Source organism: uncultured Sphingomonas sp., assembly GCF_913778135.1.
GTDB lineage: Bacteria > Pseudomonadota > Alphaproteobacteria > Sphingomonadales > Sphingomonadaceae > Sphingomonas.
The window spans coordinates 1-17524 of record NZ_CAJYVU010000130.1 but is presented as its reverse complement, the minus strand read 5'-3'; the positions used below and the strand labels follow the sequence as shown (position 1 = coordinate 17524).

Below are 17524 nucleotides of genomic sequence, written 5' to 3'. Positions count from 1 at the left end.
AAGCTTTTGCTACAGTCAGAAAGATGGGGGACGCCAGAGCCGAAGAAACTACCAGCACGCGACGTTTCCGCGAGAAGCGTGACGCAATCCTGGCCGCTGCTGCCGAAGCGATCAACGAACAGAGCGCGAAGGGCATGACCTTCGCCGACGTGGCGCGGCGTGTGGGCCTCAACACGACCAGCGTCACTTATTATTTCAAACGCAAGGAAGATCTCGCGGCCGCCGCGTTTGAATATACGCTCGATTATCTCCTGCGCATGCTCGACGAGGCGATGCGTGCCGACACGCCGGCCGAGCGGGTTGAGGCATACCTGAAACTCAACATGGCGCGCCTCGCCCGGATCGAGTCCGACGAGGAAAAACCGTTCGCGGTCCTCTCCGACCTGCGTGCCACCGAGGATCCGGTGCGGTCCAGACTGATGACGGGATGGCGCGAGGTGTTCCGGCGCACACGCAACCTGTGGGGTCAGCCCGGCAGTCGCGTGCACACAGACTTGGCGAGTGCGCGCGCGCACGTACTTCTCGAGAACACGTTCTGGATGCCGGTATGGTTGCCACGCTACGATCCCGACCAGTGGCCGCGTGCGTGTAACCGCCTGATCGACATCTTTCGCCACGGTATTACGGGCCCGAGCGCACGCTGGGCGCCGCAGCCGATCGCACTCACCCACGACGACTCGATGCCGGGGCGCGAAGCATTCCTGCTGGCAGCAACACGCCTGATCAACGAATTGGGTTACCGCGGCGCCAGCGTCCAGCGCATCGCATCGGAGCTGAACGTCACCAAGGGCAGCTTCTACCATCATCTCGACGCGAAGGACGATCTGGTCGCCGCCTGCTATCGGCGCAGCTTTGATACGATTGCGGCGGCGCAGCGCCAAGCTGACGAGCGCGGCGGTTCGCAGTGGCAGCGATTGTCCGACACGGTTGCGGCGCTGCTCGACGTTCAGTTCTCCGAGCACGGCTCGCTGCTGCGGACGACGGCACTCAGTGGGTTGCCGTACGAGGCGCGCGACGCAATGGTGGAGCGCTCGAACCGCATCGCCCGGCGTTTCGCGGGAACGATCTCCGACGGTATCGCCGAGGGGACGATCCGCTCGGTCGACAGCCTGATTGCGGCTCAAGCGATGATGGCGTTCCTCAACGCCGCCTTCGACATGCGGAAATGGGCCTGGTCGATGCCGCGCGACCGCGCAGTGACGCTTTACGCGTCGACGCTCATGTTCGGCATGTTCGACGACCGCGCCTTGGAAGATTAGGCGCGCAAAGAGGCGTGTCGCAATCGCCCCTGCGAGCCGGCGAGTGGTGCAATACAGGCAAGCGGCTCTCCCGCCCGGCGCCCTCGGATCACTACCTGACTGTCATTGATGCCAACGGGTGAACGCTCCCAAGCGTCACACGGGAGAACCGAGCACCTTTTCGCGCACGCGCAGCGCGATCTGGTTCAGCGGACCTCGCCGGCGCATAAAGTCGCGAACCGAAGAACCCAGGAATAGGTGGCTATCGCGTAGAAAATGCGAGCGGTCATAATAACCCGTCGCCTGCAACACCGTCGAACTTGACCCGGGATCGATGAGCATCGCGCTGAGCGCACGGAGGAAGCGGGTTCTGCGCAGCAGTAATTTGGGCGTGAAGCCGAAATTGTACCGCGTCATCGTGGCGAGCGAACGCGGGCTGGTATCCAGCATCTCCGCGATCACATCGATGCGGCTCTCCCGTCCTTCTTCAAGCACGTCGAACAACTTGCCGATGCGTGGATCGGCAGGTGGACGACGGTGCAATCGCGCTTCGAGCCAGCGATCGAACACCTCGTTGGGGCAGTCACTCTCCTGCAACAACTCGCGCAATTGGTTGGCACCGGCATCGAGTTGCGCGAGCGGGGTTACCCGGTTCGCATGCTTGGACACGTCGCCCCCGAAGATCTGCGCCCAGCCGAGCGGCTTGAGGCTGACGCCGACGATCGTCCCTCCCTGCGTCGACAAATGGCCCGCACAATTGGTCGGACCGACGAGCGCCGCGTTCGGGACCGGATTGAACGTGCGCGCACCCATGCGCAGCGACCAGGACAAGCTTTCGCGCAGAGAGATGCGGATCGATGCCCAGCCCGGCAGGAACACATCCTGCAACGTGAGCCCTGGCGGTAAGGCCGCGTGATAGGAGTGATATCCCGTGACGTACGGCGCCAGCGCCGCGCTTGGTCGCCAATATTGAACCGGTAGTATTGCTTCGCTCATCGCCCCCGCCCCCCAGCAGTGATGAACAGGTATGCTATCATTACCTTTCCCGAAATGAAATAATCAATTTGAGGCGGTGGCAATCATTTCCTGTCACTCGACTGCTTCATCAGTGAGCCTGCGCGCCAATAAGCATAACTCGCGACCGGCGTCAGAAGTGCCACGCACAGCATCGCCCAGCGTAGCGACTGCGCGCCGTAGGTCGGCTGCATCGCGTCGCTCAACCGTCCGACCAGGAACGGCCCCAGCCCCAGCCCCACCAGATTGATCACCAGCAGCGTCAGCGCCGCCCAGACGCTGCGCAGCTTGATTGGCGCGAGATGCTGGATGAGCGCGAACGAAGGACCGAGATAGGCGCCGGCGAACAACGCCGAGATGAAGTAGCTAGCCAGTGCGATCCTGGGATCGTCGACGAAATAGAAGCCGACCGCGAAGGGAAAAGCGATTAGCTTGAACACCGCGACGACCCAGCTCTGTGCATGGAGCCCGTGCCGCTTCGCCGCGCGATCGGCCGCAACACCGCCGAGCAGGGCCGAGGTTGAACCGATGATTGCGGCCGGCAACGCCACGTACTTCGACACGTCAAGCATCGACATGCCGAGCGACCGCTGCATGTAGCTCGGGCCCCATCCCGTCAACGCATAGCCGACCAGCGAGGTGAGCGTCACCGCAGCAACCAGGTAGAGCGCGGCCGGATCGCGCCACATCGCGGCGATACCTTCGCCCAGTGGCGGCATGGCGGCCGGCGCCTCCATCGCACGTTGCGCGTCGGACAGCCCGCGACGCGGCTCGGCCAAAAAGAGCCACACGAACGCCGCCAAGATCACGCCCGGCAGACCAACCACCATCATCGCGACGCGCCAATTATACGCGTGCGCGACGACACCTCCGATCATCATGCCCAGCCCGCCGCCGAGCAGCACACCGAGCGAATAGATCGCCATTGCCGACGCGCGCTTCTCGGGCGGGTAAAGATCGGCGATGATCGAATGACTAGGCGGACCCGCGCCCGCCTCGCCCACTCCGACGCCGATGCGCGCTAGCATCAATTGCGTGAAGTTCTGCGCCATGCCCGAAAGCGCGGTCATCACGCTCCAGACCGCCAGGCTGATCGCGATGATCCGCTTGCGACTGGTTCGATCGGCAAGACGCGCGATCGGAATGCCCAGCGTCGCGTAGAAGATCGCGAACACCAAGCCCGATAGCAGGCCCAGTTGCGTGTCTGACAGCTTCAGGTCCGCCTTGATCGCCTCTAGCAAAATCGCGAGGATCTGCCGGTCCATGAAGCTGAAGAAGTAGGTCAGCGTCAGTAATGCCAGCGTCAGCCCACGCCGCTTCAACGCCAGCGTGTCGGCGATCTCGGGACGGTTTATTTGCACCGCGCTGCTCTCCTGCTCTTTCGACCGCACGCTAGCGATGAGCAGTTACTCGATCCAGCGATGTTACCCGACAGCAACAAACAAACACGATAACTTACGTTGTTCTACTATAGTCTTTGAACACGCCGAAAGCGCCGTGCACCTTCGTACACGGCGCCGTATCAAAGTTCTAAATTTAATTCCTCAGAAGCGACCGCGGAGCGTTACTCCGTAGGTGCGCGGTTCCGCCAGGAACTGCGAGAACAACTGGCGGCCGCCCGGATAGACCGGATCTTGGAAGTTGGCGGTGCTGGCACCCTGCTGGAACGGCGAGTTGAACGCGACTTGCGCGTAATTCTTGTTGAGCAGGTTCTGCGCCCACAACTCGATCGAAATGCGCTGACTAGGTGCCCGGATGCCGACACGTGCATTGACCAGCGCAAAACCATCCTGCTCCTTTTGCGGAAACAGGTCGGAGCCAGTGTTGTAGTCGCTGCTCAGACGCGTATCGCCATAGAACAGCATCGACCACCCGCTGTTACCGATGTCGGGCGTCCACGCGGCCGATGCGGTGACGACTACCTTCGGTGCGTTCGACAGATTGTCGCCCGGCAGCTTGCGCAGCGCCTGGTTGAGCGGGGCACCGCTGTTCGATCCCACCAGATTATCGCGGTACTTGGTGTCCGCATACGTCAGGCCCGCGGTGAAGCGGAAGTCGCGCGCGGGCACCAACGTCGCCTCCAACTCGACGCCCTGCGAGACCACGCCGTAACCGACGTTGTCGCTGGCGCACGCACCGGTCGAGGCCGCGGCGGCGTTGTAGTTGGGCGCGGCGGCAAAGGTGCTCTGGTCACGGTCGGCCCCGTTCAGGCTCTGCGAGCAGCCGTTGACGTTCTGCACGATGAACACCGTGCCGTCGAAGGTGTTGAGCTGGAAGCTGCTAAATTCCTGTCGAAAGCCTGCGATCGAGAAGGAAAATGGCCCGGTCGCGTACTTGGCGCCGATCTCGTACGCGTTGACCTTCTCCGGATCGAACTGGAGGTTACCGACCAGCGCCTGCGCGCCGCCGAGCGAGGCAAAGCTCGTCGTGATCTGCCCGTTGGCGGGTTGCAGCGGTGCCTTGAGTGCGGAACGATCGAAGTTGAAGCCACCCGCCTTGTAGCCGCGCGAATAGCTGCCGTAGATCAGCAGGTCGTCAATCGGTTTCCAGGACAGGATCGCGGTGCCGGTCAGCTGGTTTTCGGATCGCCGGTCACGAATGCTGACGCCGTTCAGCTCTGCGGTCGAGTTGCCCTGACACCCCAACCCGATCAACGCCTGTGCCAGCGCGCGGCGCGTCGCCAGCGCGGGCGTTGCCGCGATCTGCGCCGCAGTGATATTCGCCTCGTCGGTCAACGTCTGCTGAAGCGCAACGCAGCCGGTGTTGTTGTTCCCGAAGGTGGCGGCGAAACGCTTGCGCTCGGTCGTGTAGCGCAGACCCAGCGTCAGATCGATGTTGGAGGTCACGTGGATGATGTTGTGCGTGAACGCCGCAAAGCTGTTCATGTTCTGGCGATAACGATCGACCGTCGATCCGCGATCGTTGATCCCATCGAGCGTGACGAAGCCGTTGGCGACATCCGCGCCGCCGACCGCAGCGAGGGTTAGCGGACCTGCACCAGGTGTGACACAGCCGGTCGCATTTGGCGCATAAAGGCCGGCCAGACCGCCGCCCGAAATGATGCGGCAGGTAGCGAAGCGGCCATATTGCGACCCGAACTTCAGATTGCTTCTGCCGCTGAACTTTTCGTTGATGTAGAAACCGCCGATCAGCCAGTCGAGACGATCGTTGAACAGGCTGCCGTTCAGGCGCACTTCCTGCGTGAAGGTCTTGAACCCGCGGCGATTGTTGCCGTCGGCGGCATTGTACAGGATGTCTACTGTCCCGTAGTCGGTGTCACTGCCCTGCGTGTTGTAGTAATCGCGATAGGCGGTGATCGACGTCAGGTTGGTGTCGCCGAGCTTCCAGTCGAGCTGACCCGAGAAGCCGTAATCTTGCGTTTCGCCCTCGTAGCTGCGCCCCTTCGACACCGACACGTTGCGGCTGTAGCCCTGGTTGAGTGCGCCGAAATTCTGCCCGAGGTCGCGCAGCACGTTGACGATATTGTTGCCGGTCGCAAGGCCGGTCGTCAGCGGGGTCGCGGGATTGTTGAGGTTGCCGATATACGGATTGACGGTCCGATCGACGTAAGTCGCGGCGCAGCAAGCCTCATTGCGCTTGGTATAATCGCCGATCAGCCGCAGCGAGATGTCGCTGGTCGGCTCGAACAGCAATTGCCCGCGCACGAAGTAGCGATCGCGGTCGTTGATGCGCGTATCGTTGGTGCGATCACGGTAAAAGCCGTCGCGCTTGACGTAGACGCCGTCCAGTCTCGCGGCGAGCTTGCCGCCCGCGATCGGTCCGGTGACACCGCCTGCGAGCCGTACGAAATTATAGTTGCCGTATGTCGCCTCGCCATTGGCACCGAAGGTGAAAGCAGGCTTGACGCTGACGATGCTGATGAGGCCAGCCGACGAGTTGCGGCCACCGAGCGTGCCCTGCGGTCCGCGCAGCACTTCAATCCGGTCGATCTCGCCCAATTCGTTGAGGCCGATGCCGGCGCGTGAGCGGTAGACGCCGTCGACGAAGACGACGACGGAACTTTCGAGCCCGGGATTGTCGCCAACGGTGCCTATACCGCGGATGCGCGGTGATCCGTTCGCCTCAGATCCGGTCGAGGATACGAGCAGCGAGGGCGCGAGCTGGTTCAGCTGCCTGATGTCATTTGCTCCCGACAGCGCCAGACTGTCCCCATTCACCGCCGAGATCGCGACCGGGACGTCGGCGAGCGCCTGTGCGCGCCCCTGCGCCGTCACGACGATGTCTGCAGGCGTCGATTCGACGTTGTCCGTCGATTGTGCCGGCGCTGCCTCCGCTGCGCCCGCGGGCGTGGTCTGCGCGGCGGCCTGCCCCGCAACAACAAAGGCGGCAGCCGCGCACGCCGACAAAAGCATGTGCTTTGTCATCTGATCCTCTCCCTCAGGCCGGCGCTGTTGCGCACCGTACCGTATGTTCGAGTAGATCGGATCGAGCCAATCAGATCAAGACAGTCTGGCTGCTATAACGTGATTATTCGCGTACCAATTACTTGATTGGTGTTATCTAGCCTCACGATCAATAATCGTTGAGACGCCCGAAGCGATCGCGGTGGTGGGCGGCATTACCCCACATCGCCTCCAGCACGGCGGCGCGCTTCAGGTACAGACCGGCGTCATATTCGTCGGTCATGCCGACGCCGCCGTACAATTGCACCATCTCGCGCGTTACGAGCCGCAGGATGTCGCCCGCGGTCGCCTTGGCAAGGCTGACCGCCTGGTCAATGTCGGAGCGGCCGGCATCGATCGCTTCGAGCGCGCCCTCGACCGTGGAGCGCATCAGTTCGATCGCGGTCAGCATCTTCGCCATGCGGTGCTGGAGCGCCTGGAAGGTCGACAGCACCTGTCCGAACTGGACGCGCTGCTTCAGGTAATCGAGCGTCTGATGAAACGCGCTGTCCGCCATGCCCAGCATCTCGGCCGCGGTCACCGCGGCTGCACGATCAGCCACCGCCGCCGTCAGCTGGGTACCGCCGAGCTTTTCCGCAACAGCATGTTCGAAGCGCACCTCGGCATGACTGCGGCTGTCTGCCATGCGACGCGAGGAGACAGTCACGCCGTCACCCTTGGCAACGAGGTAGAGCCCGTCATCAGCCGCGACGACGAACGCGTCGGCTCCGTCACCTTCTGCGACAAACGCCTTGGTGCCGCTCAGCTTTCCGTCCGTGACCTTGGCCTGCACCGAAAGATTGTGGGTCGGTCCTTCGTCGATCGCGAGCGTCGCGACCACCTCTCCGCTCGCCAGCCGGGGCAGCCACTCCTGCTTCGCCTTGTCGGACCCGCCCATCACGATCGCACTAGCTGCCACCGCGGTCGACGACAGCGGCGAGGCGGCGAGATTACGGCCGAGTTGTTCGACGACGAGCCCGAGCGACAGATAGCCGAACGCCGATCCGCCAAATTCCTCCGGGATGACGATCCCACCCCAACCCATCCGACCGATCGCACCCCATGCCTCGGGATTGAAGCCCGTCGCAGGCGCTGCGTCGCGCAACTTGCGGAAGGCGGTGACCGGGCTCTCATTGTCGGCCCATTCGCGCGCCATGTCGCGCAACATCACCTGTTCGTCGTTCAAAGCGGCCATGTGTCGTTCCTCGATTGCGGTCGCAACGCTGAATGGAAGGTCGGCGAGTTAAGCCGGGGAGGAGGAAGTGTTCTACCGCACTTGCCCCCTCGACCCGGCCCTCTCCGGACGCTGACGGTACAATGCCGCCGCGCCTACCTCGTGATTACTGATGGTCGAGCATGCCCAGGATGCGCTTGGCGATGACGTTGTTCTGGATCTCCGACGAACCGCCGTAGATCGACACCGCCTTGCCCCACAGCCAGGTACGCGTCTGCGTCAGCTCTTCCTCACTGAAGCCTTCGCCTTCCCAGCCGAGCCCCTGCATCCCCATGATCTCGATGTTGAGCTCGGCGCGGTCCTGCGTGATCCGCGCGCCGACGTTCTTCATGATCGAGGTCGCGGCGGACGGTCCTGCATTACCCTTCGCCTCAAGTGCGGCACGACGAAGCGTCAGCGCGAACGCGCGCTGGTCCATCTCGTGCTTGATGATGCGCGTGCGCAGGTCGGCGTCGGACAGGCGCCCTTCCGCGTCGGTGCCGCGATACTTCTTCGCGATGCTTGGCACGCTGTTGCCGGCGTTCATCCGGCTGGCCGATCCGCTGCCTCCAGACAACGAGCTACGCTCGTGCTGGAGCAGGCGCGTGCCAATCGTCCAGCCCTGCCCCTCGTGTCCGACGAGGTTTTCCTTCGGCACGCGAACGTTGGTGAAGAAGGTTTCGCAGAACGGCGACTGCCCGCTGATCAGGCGGATCGGCTTGGTCTCAACACCCTCGGCATCCATGTCGATCAGCAGGAAGCTGATCCCGGCATGCTTCTGCGTCTTGTCGGTGCGCACCAGCGCGAAGCACTTGTCGGCCCATTGTCCACCGCTGGTCCAGGTCTTCTGACCATTGACGACGTAGTGATCGCCTTGGTCCTCCGCGAATGTTTGGAGGCTCGCGAGATCGGACCCGGCACCCGGTTCGGAATAGCCCTGGCACCAGCGCACCTCACCGCGGACGATGCCGGGAATGTGCTCGCGCTTCTGCTCCTCGGTGCCGTATTCGAGCAGCGTCGGACCGAACATCATCACGCCCATGCCGCCAATCGGATTGTAGGCACCGGCGCGCGCGAGTTCTTCCTGCAGGATGCGCGCCTGTGCCCGGTTGAGACCGCCACCGCCATATTCCTTCGGCCAGGTCGGCACGCCCCAGCCCTTCTCGCCCATCACTTCTCGCCACTGGCGCTGATCGGGTGTCTCGTGGCCCGGACCCTCGATTGCGGACATGGCGTTGTCGGTTCCACGCAGCGACGCGGGGAAGTTGGCGGCAATCCAGTCGCGCGCTTCCTGGCGGAAGTCGTCGCTCGTATCGGCGGGACGGGTCTGTTCGGCGGCGCTCGCCATCGCGTCAGTCTCCACGTTCTGAATAAACGGTATGCTCGTACTCATGCCATAGTCACGGCGTAGTGCAAAGCCGGAAGCGCGCGATCGATTAGTTCTCCCGGCCCGGCCGCCGACTGAGCCCGACGTCGAGGTGCGCGCCGGCATCGACCAGCATCACCTCGCCCGTGATCGCGCGCATCGCAGGGTCGAGCAGCATCTCGATCGACGCCGCGACCTCGTCGGGCCCGGTCGCGAGCGCCATCGGCGTCGCGGCGGCGATCTTGGCGTTGAGCTTGGCGAAGCCTTCCTCGCTCAACCGCTTCTCGAACCAGCCCGTGCCGACATAGCCGGGCGCAACCGCATTAACGCGAATTGCCGGCGACAGAACGCGGGCCAGGCTTTTCGTCATCGTGATCAACGCCCCCTTGGAGGCTGCGTAGGCGACCGACGAGCCGATCCCGAATACGCCCGCGACACTGGCGACGTTGACGACCGCCCCATGCGTGCTCTGTCGCAGCGCCGGCGCGGCGGCGCGGATCATCTGAAACGCGGCAATGACGTTCAGCTGATAGACGTCGACGAAGTCGGCTGCGTCTAGCGCATCGAGGTCCTCATGCGCTGCGAACTTGGTGCGGCCCGCATTGTTGACGAGAGAATCGACGCGTCCGAAACAATCGACCGCCTCCGCAACAAGCCGTCGGCATGCTGCGTCTTCCACGATGTCGGCCTGCACCACGATCGCACCGTGCCCGACCTCGTGCGCCAATGCTTGAGCATCGTCGCGGCTGGAGGCGTAATTGATCACGCACGACACACCGCGCGCTGCCAGCCGCCGTACCGTCGCCGCTCCAATCCCGGTACCGCCACCCGTCACAATCGCCACCGAACCCTGCATCACATCTGCCTCCACCCGCGTTTCGAACAACGCGTATGGCATTCGTCAACCGCTTCGCCTAGCGGATGCTTGCATGAGCGAAGAGCAAGATACCGTCAGCCTGCTTGCACAGGAGTTCGGCACGCTGAGTGACCTGATCCGCGTTCACGCGCGGCGCCAGCCCGACAAGCTGGCGATCGCGGACGATGAGACGCAGGTCAGTTACGGCGAGCTCGATCGCCTGATGGACCGGGTGGCGGCCGCGTTGCAGCACGGCGGCACACAGCCAGGACAGGCGGTGGCGTCGGTCGCTTATCCGAGCGTCGAGCAGACGCTGGTCTTTTTGGGCGCACTACGCGCCGGCGCCGTTGCGGCACCGATCCAGCCGTCGGCGACATCCGATCAGATCGCTGCGATGATTGCGGATTGTGGTGCGCGTTCCGTCTTTCTCGATGCTGCCAACGCGGACGCACTCATCGAACAGAGGCTGACTGCCGAGGTGGTGGTGCTCGATCAGCTCGACGAATGGGCGGCAGGGGCCGACAACGAACCGCAGCCGGTCGAGGTAGGTCCCGAGGATGGTTTCAACATCATCTATTCGTCGGGCACCACTGGCACGCCCAAGGGGATCGTGCAGAGCCACGCGATGCGCTGGCAGCATCTGTCGCGCAACGCAGTCGCCGGGTTCGACACTGCCGTCACGCTGATCGCGACGCCGCTCTACTCGAACACGACCTTGGTCAGCTTCCTGCCGACGCTCGGCTGGGGCGGCAGTGTCGTGCTGATGAAGAAGTTCGACGCACGCGCCTACCTCACGCTCGCGAAGCGTTACCGCGCGACCCACACCATGCTGGTGCCCGTGCAATATCAGCGCATCATGGCGCTGCCCGACTTCGACCGGTTCGACCTGTCGTCGTTCCGGTTTAAGACCTGCACCTCCGCACCATTCAGCGCAGCATTGAAGCGCGATGTCGTCGCCCGCTGGCCGGGACTGCTGGTGGAATATTACGGCATGACCGAGGGCGGCGGCACCTGCGCGCTGAACGCGAGCGAGCATCCTGACAAGCTCCACACCGTCGGGCGTCCGCTGCCAGGGCACGACATCCGCCTGATCGACGACGACGGTCGTGAGGTCGCCGCCGGCGAGATGGGCGAGGTCGTCGGTCGTTCGGGCGCGATGATGAGCGGCTATCACGGACGCGAACAGGCCACAGCCGACGCGACGTGGATCTCACCCGAAGGCCTGCGCTTCATCCGTCACGGCGACGTCGGTCGTTTTGACGCCGACGGGTTCCTGACGCTGACCGACCGCAAGAAGGACATGATCATCTCGGGCGGCTTCAACATCTTTCCGTCCGACATCGAGGCTGTCTTGGCCGAGCATCCTGCGGTCGCCGACTGTACCGTCGTCGGCGTCGCATCGGAGCAATGGGGCGAGACGCCAATCGGCTTCTACGTTCCCCGCGACGACGCGAAAACTGGGACAGGCGAAGTACTCGCCACGGTCAACGCGCGGCTTGGCAAGACGCAGCGGCTGTCGGCATTGTACCAGTGCGACGAACTGCCACGCAGCGCGATTGGCAAGGTGTTGAAGCGTGAGCTGCGCGACCGGCTCGCCGCGGGAGATTTCGCATGACGACGCTCAAACAGGTGCTCAGTGCACTCGAGCCGATGGACGACGCCACGGCGTGGCGTGGCACGATCCCGGCCGGTTGGATGCAGGGGCGAACCGCTTACGGCGGACTGTCGGCCGCGATCGCGCTCCACTGCGCGATGCAGTCGGAGTCAGACCTGCCGCCGCTGCGCTCCGCACAGGTCAGCTTCATCGGGCCGCTGTCGGGTGCGATCATGGTCACGACGCACAAGCTGCGCCGGGGCAAGAACGCCGCCTTCATCCAGGCCGATATCGAGAGCGAGGCGGGCCTCGGGCTGCGCTGTACCTTCGTGTTCATGCGCGCGATCGAGAGCGAGGTCGATTACCAGACGACTACCGTTCCCGACTTCGCACGACCTGGGCCCGACGACACGACATTCAAAGGTCATCCGCGCGTGCCGTTCACGCAGAATTTCGAGTTCCTCGACCAGCGGGAGGCGCCTGACCTCAAGCCCGCCGAATGGCTGCGCTGGACCCGTCTGAACGAGCGTGACGGGATCGATCCGATGGTCGAATTGATCGCGGTCGGCGATTGCCTGCCGCCCGCCGCCTTACGGCTGCTCGGCCGCAACGTGCCGATGAGTTCGATGACGTGGATGCTCAATGTGCTCGGCCCAACGCCCGCGACCGAGGATGGCTGGTGGTTGCTCCGCTCCGACGCCGATTATGCCCGTGCGGGGTCGTCGTCGCAGCAGATGGGCATCTGGAACGCGCACGGTGAGATGGTGGCGGAACAGATGCAGTCAGTCGCCCTGTTCGGCTGATCGACGCGCCGACACATTTCGCGACAAAGCAGGGAGGGCGCGACAAACAGGTGCCACACGCTCAACGTAGGTGATCAGCACGGGGCGGGCAGGCCGCTCGAGTCTGAGGGTCGATTGATGAAGAAGCGTATTCGTGCCATCGTGCTCGGTGCAACGATGCTTTGCGCTGGAGCAAGTGCGGCAGCCGTCGCGCAGCAGATGCCGTCGGCCGCCGGCGTAGTCCCACCTGCGCCCGGTGGCGAAATGCGTGGTGGCGGTCTGATGCGCGCCGATGCCAACCACGACGGGATCGTGACGCGTGACGAGGTCATCGCCGACGCGGATCGTCGTTTCGCCGCGATGGACACCGACGGTGATGGCAAGCTGAGCCGAGAGGAGATGCACGCCGCCCGACAGGCCCGCCGCGCAGGCGGAAAAGCAGAAGGTCGCTCGGATCGCATTCGCCCAGCCTCAACGACCGGCGAACCGCACCGCCGCGATGGTGTACGGCCACCATTCACTCAGCAGGCGTTCCGCGACCGCGCGCTCAACATGTTCGACCGGGCCGACGCCAACCATGACGGGCGGGTGGATGCGCAGGAGATGCAGGCGATGCGCCTACTCATACGAGCGCGAATGAGCGGCGGCGGCCACGGGGAGGTTGCACCCTCCAGCGACGAACAGCAGTAAGCAGGACGCCCGGGTGCTTCGCGTCACCCGGAGCCTCCGCGTTTCACAGGAGCGGCCAAACATGTCAGATGTCGAGGTCATGGCCGACATCCCTCACCTGTTGCTCGTCGATGACGAACGTTCGATCCGCGAACCGCTGGCACAATATCTCACCAAGCAGGGCTTCCGCGTCACCCAGGTGGGCGAGGCAGAGGCCGCGCGTGCACGTCTCACCGCTTACGCAATCAATCTGGTCATTCTCGACATCATGATGCCGGGAGAGGACGGGTTGTCGCTGTGCCGCCACATTCGCGAGACGAGCGAGACCCCGGTCATTCTGCTGACCGCACGGAGCGAGGAAACCGACCGTATCGTCGGACTGGAGATGGGCGCGGACGATTACGTCGTGAAGCCGTTCTCCCCGCGCGAACTCGCCGCCCGGATCAAGGTCGTGCTCAGGCGCACTGCGTCGGGAGGAACGCGGCAGCATGCACCGGACGCGGGCGCCTACGCCTTCGCCGGCTGGGTACTCAAGACAGGCGAGCGCGCGCTGGTCGACCGCGAAGGCGTGTCGGTGGCCTTGTCGACCGGCGAATACAATCTGCTGCTCGCACTCGTCCAACGCCCCCGGCAGGTACTGACGCGCGATCAATTGCTCGATCTCACGCAAGGGCGCGAGGCGGCCGCGTTCGACCGCGCTATCGACAATCAGGTCAGCCGGCTGCGCAAGAAGATCGAACCCGACCCGCGCAATCCCGAGCTGATCAAGACGGTTTGGGGCGGTGGATACGCGCTGTCGGCCGAAGTGACCCGACTTTGAGCATCGCACGCGCGCGCTGGCGGCCAGGCTGGCCACAGAGCCTTGCGGGGCAGATGGCGCTGCTGGTCGCGATCGCGCTGTTCATCGCGCAGGCAATCAACTTTACGCTGGTGCTGCGCGATCGCGCGAACTTTCGTCTGGCGCAAGCGACTCGCCCAGTGGCGACGCGAATTGCCGACGCGCTGGAACGCGAGCAGGCCGGACGGACGCTCAGCCCCGACCGAGGTCGCGTGCGCCGAGTAGCCGCCAATCCGATCCCGTCCGACCTGCCTCGACACCCTGAGGTGTCGAGGGAGCTGCGCGATCAATTAAAAGAGCTGGGGCTCTCCGTCGGCAGGATCGATACCGGACTGCAGCCCGCGCCGCTTCATCCGGATGAGCGAGACCTGCGGCTCGGCCGCGATGGTCAAAGCCTGCTGATTGCGGTGGAGCAACCGGGCCGCGGCTGGTTGTCGGTGGTGGCGCCGTGGCCAGGAGGCGGCGGCTACATCTTCTGGCGCCTGTTCGCGCAGACGCTAATCCTCTACATCGTCATGCTAGTGGCGGTGCTGTGGATTGCGCGCCGCATTTCACGTCCCTTGCGTGCGCTCGCCTCTGCCGCGCATGATTTCGACCCTAGTGTGTCACCGACGCCGATCGTCGAGCGTGGCCCCTCCGACGTGCGCGCCGTCACCGCGGCGTTCAACGACCTGCGACTCCGCGTCACTGCCATGCTCGACGAAAAAGACCGTATGCTCGGCGCGATTGGCCACGATCTGCGCACCCCACTCGCCGCCCTTCGCGTCCGCATCGAGTCGGTTGAGGACGAACAGGATCGCGCACGGATGGTCGACACGATTGCGGAAATGAATCGCACCCTCGACGACATTCTGTCGCTTGCTCGCCTGGGTCGTCCCAGCGAGCCGGTGACCGAGGTCGATCTCGCCGCGCTCGTCGACGCGGTGGTAGAGGATTTTCGCGATCTCGGCGCCGACGTGACCTTCGAGGAAGCAGCGCGATTGCGCATCCGCCTGCGCCCGTCGCTGATCCGCCGCGCCATCCGGAACCTGATCGAGAACGCAATCAAATATGCCGACGGTGCGGAGGTAACGCTTCGGCCGGGTCCCGAGATAGTCGTGATTTCGGTCGCGGACCGCGGGCCCGGCATACCGATCGAGCGACTCACTGACGTATTTGCGCCCTTCACGCGGCTTGAAACCTCGCGCAATCGCGACACGGGCGGCATTGGTCTTGGCCTCGCGCTGGCACGCGCGATCGTGGAGGAAACCGGAGGGCAGATCACGCTCAGCAATCGCGAAGGCGGAGGCCTCTGCGGAGAGATCACGCTCCCGCGTGGGCGCTAGCGCTCGACACGCATCTAGCGTTGGAACGAGCAAAGAGGCGATAAAGCTTCTACTGCCTGGAATTTCAACCAGGTCGTCCTGAACGTCCGCCGGCACGACGCGACATCGCCGACAAAGCATCGTTGGGCAGTGCAGCTACCTCGAAATAGACGTTTAGTTGGGGAGTCCTGACACCGTGCGCCTCGCGCTCTCTCGAAACCTGGACCAGCTGCTCTACGTCGCAGGCGTCGTCCTCGGGCGCTGAATAGCTACCGGCGTAGCGCCTAGGTGATGGGGACCCGAGTGGTTTTGCCCACATCTTCCCCTTGCGTCGCCTAACGGGGAACGCGACAGAGCGGACGTTTCTGGAGTGTCACGCCATGTCCATTCAATCCGACCGCTGGATTCGCGAGCGCGCGATGGAAGATGGCATGATTGAGCCGTTCGTCGAAGCGCAGCGGCGCGACGCGTGCATCAGCTACGGTCTGTCATCCTATGGCTATGACGCCCGTGTTGCCGACGAGTTCAAGATTTTTACCAACGTCGACAACGCGATCGTCGATCCCAAGGATTTCGCCCAAAACAGCTTCGTCGATCGCAAGACCGACGTTTGCATCATCCCGCCGAACAGCTTCGCCCTCGCTCGGACGGTCGAGTATTTCCGAGTGCCGCGCGACGTGCTGGTTATCTGCCTCGGCAAATCGACCTATGCCCGCTGCGGCATCATCGTCAACGTGACGCCACTCGAACCCGGCTGGGAAGGCCACGTCACGCTCGAATTCTCGAACACGACGCCCTTGCCGGCTAAAGTCTACGCCAATGAGGGCGCGTGCCAGTTCCTGTTCCTCAAGGGTAACGAACCGTGTGAGGTCAGCTACGCCGACCGTGCCGGCAAATACATGGGCCAACGCGGCGTGACGCTGCCGCGGCTCTGACACGTTTGTCACACGGCGAGGCAGCCGAGAACGATTGCTAGATCAATCAAGTCGTCTGCGACCCCGACGATCTGCGTAACGCCGTCGCCGTATCGCGTGTCAGCGCGAGGCGATCGTCGTGCTGAGCCTCGCAAGTCCGCGCTGCGCCACCTCGTGTGAAGACGTCGTGCCGCCATTCGCGAGATCAAGCGACACCGGCTCGGACCCGAGCACCTCATTGTAGAGCGTACGTGCCTGCGCAACCCGATTGGTCCGCGCGTAAACGGCCGCAAGGTTCAGCAGCACTTCCGGACGACGGGGAAAGATCGCGCGTTCGGCGGAGAGCGTTGCCTCAGCCTGCGACAGGTTACCCGCTGCGATCGCCGTGTAGCCGATGCGATCCTTCGCCAGTGCTGGGGTTGCTACCGTGAGAGCCGCGACGAACATCGAGCAAATGCGCATGACCATCTCCTAAGCGTTTCACTTTTGTGACACCTTCGTGTCACTTTTGCGACGGCCGTGCAAGTCACATCTGTGAGCACGGCGGAGAGAGGAACAGCGGAAAGGGGCGCGATGAGCTAAAGCATCATTTCTCGCCAGTCGTTGAGACATCGGTGCTATATGCTTCGGAACAAAGCAGCGCCTTTGACTGAACGGGTCTCCGGCAGCAGACGCAGCGAACGGTGACCCGAGCAACAATTCCGCAAATCCAACAACGTCAAATATGGCGGCGAGTACGGAACTACCGACGTATTCCGCGAGCGCCTGGAGCTTGGCTGCGCTTGTCCGACGCTAAGTGCGCCATCGCCATTATGCGGATTACGGGCGAGTCACCGCACAGGCCCAAGAATGGACCAAGCACGCCCTGCGAATTTGCGCTTCAATTTAGTACGTTCTGGCACTTCGAAAAGATTTCCTGCCGAGGCGCGTGCGATCTGCTCGTCGCTGCAAGCGCCAGCCTGAGCAAGATCATCAAATGCCTCTGCGTCTTGCGAAAAAAACGAAGGGCGGGCACTCCCGCTTTGGAGTACCCGCCCTGTCCAGATCATCTGATCAGGCATGAAGCGTGATCAGAAATCCTTGTAATATTGCTCGTTACCGACGAAGCCGAGCTTCGTTACCGCCGAACGCTTGATGATGGCGAGCGTATTGTCGACCACCTCATAGCGCGAGTTCCGGTCAGGCTGGAACTGAAGCTCCGGCTCCGGGGTCATCGCTGCCGACGTATCGAGGTACTGACGCAGCGTGGTGTCGTTCACCGGCGCACCATTCCACGTGATCGTGCCGGCCGCGTCGATCGCGATCTTGTTCTTGATCGGATCGACGGGTGGCT

15 protein-coding genes are annotated in these 17524 nt (G+C 63.4%); 7 read left to right on the top strand and 8 right to left on the bottom strand.

The features are described 5' to 3' along the window. Positions 1–23 precede the first annotated feature (23 nt). On the top strand, positions 24–1259 hold the full coding sequence (locus tag QZ847_RS11990) for a TetR/AcrR family transcriptional regulator (protein ID WP_294356787.1): 1236 nt from the start codon (positions 24–26) through the stop codon (positions 1257–1259). A gap of 135 nt (positions 1260–1394) precedes the next feature. Here the strand turns inward: QZ847_RS11990 and QZ847_RS11985 are convergent, their stop codons facing one another. The 6 genes from QZ847_RS11985 to QZ847_RS11960 all read right to left on the bottom strand — a co-directional run bounded on the left by QZ847_RS11985 (position 1395) and on the right by QZ847_RS11960 (position 10132). Next, positions 1395–2234: a helix-turn-helix domain-containing protein gene (locus tag QZ847_RS11985; RefSeq protein ID WP_294356750.1), complete on the bottom strand. Its 840-nt coding sequence runs from the start codon at positions 2232–2234 to the stop codon at positions 1395–1397. A gap of 83 nt (positions 2235–2317) precedes the next feature. Further along, a complete protein-coding gene (locus tag QZ847_RS11980; RefSeq protein ID WP_294356748.1) occupies positions 2318–3613 on the bottom strand; it encodes an MFS transporter in 1296 nt (431 codons plus the stop codon). Positions 3614–3796: 183 nt separating this feature from the next. Next, positions 3797–6637: a TonB-dependent receptor gene (locus QZ847_RS11975; protein WP_294356746.1), complete on the bottom strand. Its 2841-nt coding sequence runs from the start codon at positions 6635–6637 to the stop codon at positions 3797–3799. A gap of 148 nt (positions 6638–6785) precedes the next feature. Further along, positions 6786–7850 (bottom strand): acyl-CoA dehydrogenase family protein, encoded by a 1065-nt coding sequence (locus QZ847_RS11970; RefSeq protein ID WP_294356745.1) that lies wholly within the window; start codon positions 7848–7850, stop codon positions 6786–6788. Positions 7851–7995: 145 nt separating this feature from the next. Next, the gene (locus tag QZ847_RS11965; protein ID WP_294356786.1) at positions 7996–9216 is read right to left on the bottom strand and encodes an acyl-CoA dehydrogenase family protein; all 1221 of its coding nucleotides are present in this window, start codon (positions 9214–9216) and stop codon (positions 7996–7998) included. Positions 9217–9304: 88 nt separating this feature from the next. Then, a complete protein-coding gene (locus QZ847_RS11960; RefSeq protein WP_294356742.1) occupies positions 9305–10132 on the bottom strand; it encodes an SDR family oxidoreductase in 828 nt (275 codons plus the stop codon). A gap of 31 nt (positions 10133–10163) precedes the next feature. Between QZ847_RS11960 and QZ847_RS11955 the strand changes: the two genes are divergently transcribed. From QZ847_RS11955 to dcd, 6 genes are all read left to right on the top strand, one after another. After that, positions 10164–11705, top strand: a complete 1542-nt coding sequence (locus QZ847_RS11955) for a class I adenylate-forming enzyme family protein (protein ID WP_294356740.1) — start codon at positions 10164–10166, stop codon at positions 11703–11705. After that, positions 11702–12487 carry a thioesterase family protein gene (locus QZ847_RS11950; protein ID WP_294356738.1) on the top strand — a complete coding sequence of 262 codons (786 nt, stop codon included), beginning with the start codon at positions 11702–11704 and terminating at the stop codon, positions 12485–12487. The genes QZ847_RS11955 and QZ847_RS11950 overlap by 4 nt, the downstream gene beginning before the upstream one ends. Positions 12488–12748: 261 nt before the next feature. After that, positions 12749–13156, top strand: coding sequence for an EF-hand domain-containing protein (locus QZ847_RS11945; protein ID WP_294356736.1), 408 nt, complete (start codon positions 12749–12751; stop codon positions 13154–13156). Positions 13157–13235: 79 nt separating this feature from the next. Continuing rightward, the gene (locus QZ847_RS11940; RefSeq protein WP_294356784.1) at positions 13236–13955 is read left to right on the top strand and encodes a response regulator; all 720 of its coding nucleotides are present in this window, start codon (positions 13236–13238) and stop codon (positions 13953–13955) included. Between the two features lie 53 nt (positions 13956–14008). Continuing rightward, a complete protein-coding gene (locus tag QZ847_RS11935; RefSeq protein WP_294356783.1) occupies positions 14009–15298 on the top strand; it encodes an ATP-binding protein in 1290 nt (429 codons plus the stop codon). Positions 15299–15657: 359 nt separating this feature from the next. Beyond that, entirely contained in the window at positions 15658–16212 is a 555-nt protein-coding gene (gene dcd, locus QZ847_RS11930) for a dCTP deaminase (RefSeq protein ID WP_294191375.1), read from the top strand. A gap of 99 nt (positions 16213–16311) precedes the next feature. Here dcd and QZ847_RS11925 read toward each other — a convergent pair whose 3' ends face one another. Beyond that, positions 16312–16659: a tetratricopeptide repeat protein gene (locus QZ847_RS11925; protein WP_294356735.1), complete on the bottom strand. Its 348-nt coding sequence runs from the start codon at positions 16657–16659 to the stop codon at positions 16312–16314. Positions 16660–17261: 602 nt separating this feature from the next. Further along, on the bottom strand, positions 17262–17524 hold a 263-nt coding region (locus QZ847_RS11920), incomplete at its 5' end, for a biopolymer transporter ExbD (RefSeq protein ID WP_294356734.1).

Bases quoted from the DNA above. Each gene is read 5' to 3' on its own strand.
- QZ847_RS11975 (WP_294356746.1), bottom strand. From the start codon at position 6,637: ATGACAAAGCACATGCTTTTGTCGGCGTGCGCGGCTGCCGCCTTTGTT.
- QZ847_RS11945 (WP_294356736.1), top strand. From the start codon at position 12,749: ATGCGCGCCGATGCCAACCACGACGGGATCGTGACGCGTGACGAGGTC.
- QZ847_RS11925 (WP_294356735.1), bottom strand. From the start codon at position 16,659: ATGGTCATGCGCATTTGCTCGATGTTCGTCGCGGCTCTCACGGTAGCA.
- QZ847_RS11970 (WP_294356745.1), bottom strand. From the start codon at position 7,850: ATGGCCGCTTTGAACGACGAACAGGTGATGTTGCGCGACATGGCGCGC.
- QZ847_RS11965 (WP_294356786.1), bottom strand. From the start codon at position 9,216: ATGGCGAGCGCCGCCGAACAGACCCGTCCCGCCGATACGAGCGACGAC.
- QZ847_RS11950 (WP_294356738.1), top strand. From the start codon at position 11,702: ATGACGACGCTCAAACAGGTGCTCAGTGCACTCGAGCCGATGGACGAC.
- QZ847_RS11960 (WP_294356742.1), bottom strand. From the start codon at position 10,132: ATGCCATACGCGTTGTTCGAAACGCGGGTGGAGGCAGATGTGATGCAG.
- dcd (WP_294191375.1), top strand. From the start codon at position 15,658: ATGTCCATTCAATCCGACCGCTGGATTCGCGAGCGCGCGATGGAAGAT.
- QZ847_RS11990 (WP_294356787.1), top strand. From the start codon at position 24: ATGGGGGACGCCAGAGCCGAAGAAACTACCAGCACGCGACGTTTCCGC.
- QZ847_RS11955 (WP_294356740.1), top strand. From the start codon at position 10,164: ATGAGCGAAGAGCAAGATACCGTCAGCCTGCTTGCACAGGAGTTCGGC.
- QZ847_RS11985 (WP_294356750.1), bottom strand. From the start codon at position 2,234: ATGAGCGAAGCAATACTACCGGTTCAATATTGGCGACCAAGCGCGGCG.
- QZ847_RS11935 (WP_294356783.1), top strand. From the start codon at position 14,009: ATGGCGCTGCTGGTCGCGATCGCGCTGTTCATCGCGCAGGCAATCAAC.
- QZ847_RS11940 (WP_294356784.1), top strand. From the start codon at position 13,236: ATGGCCGACATCCCTCACCTGTTGCTCGTCGATGACGAACGTTCGATC.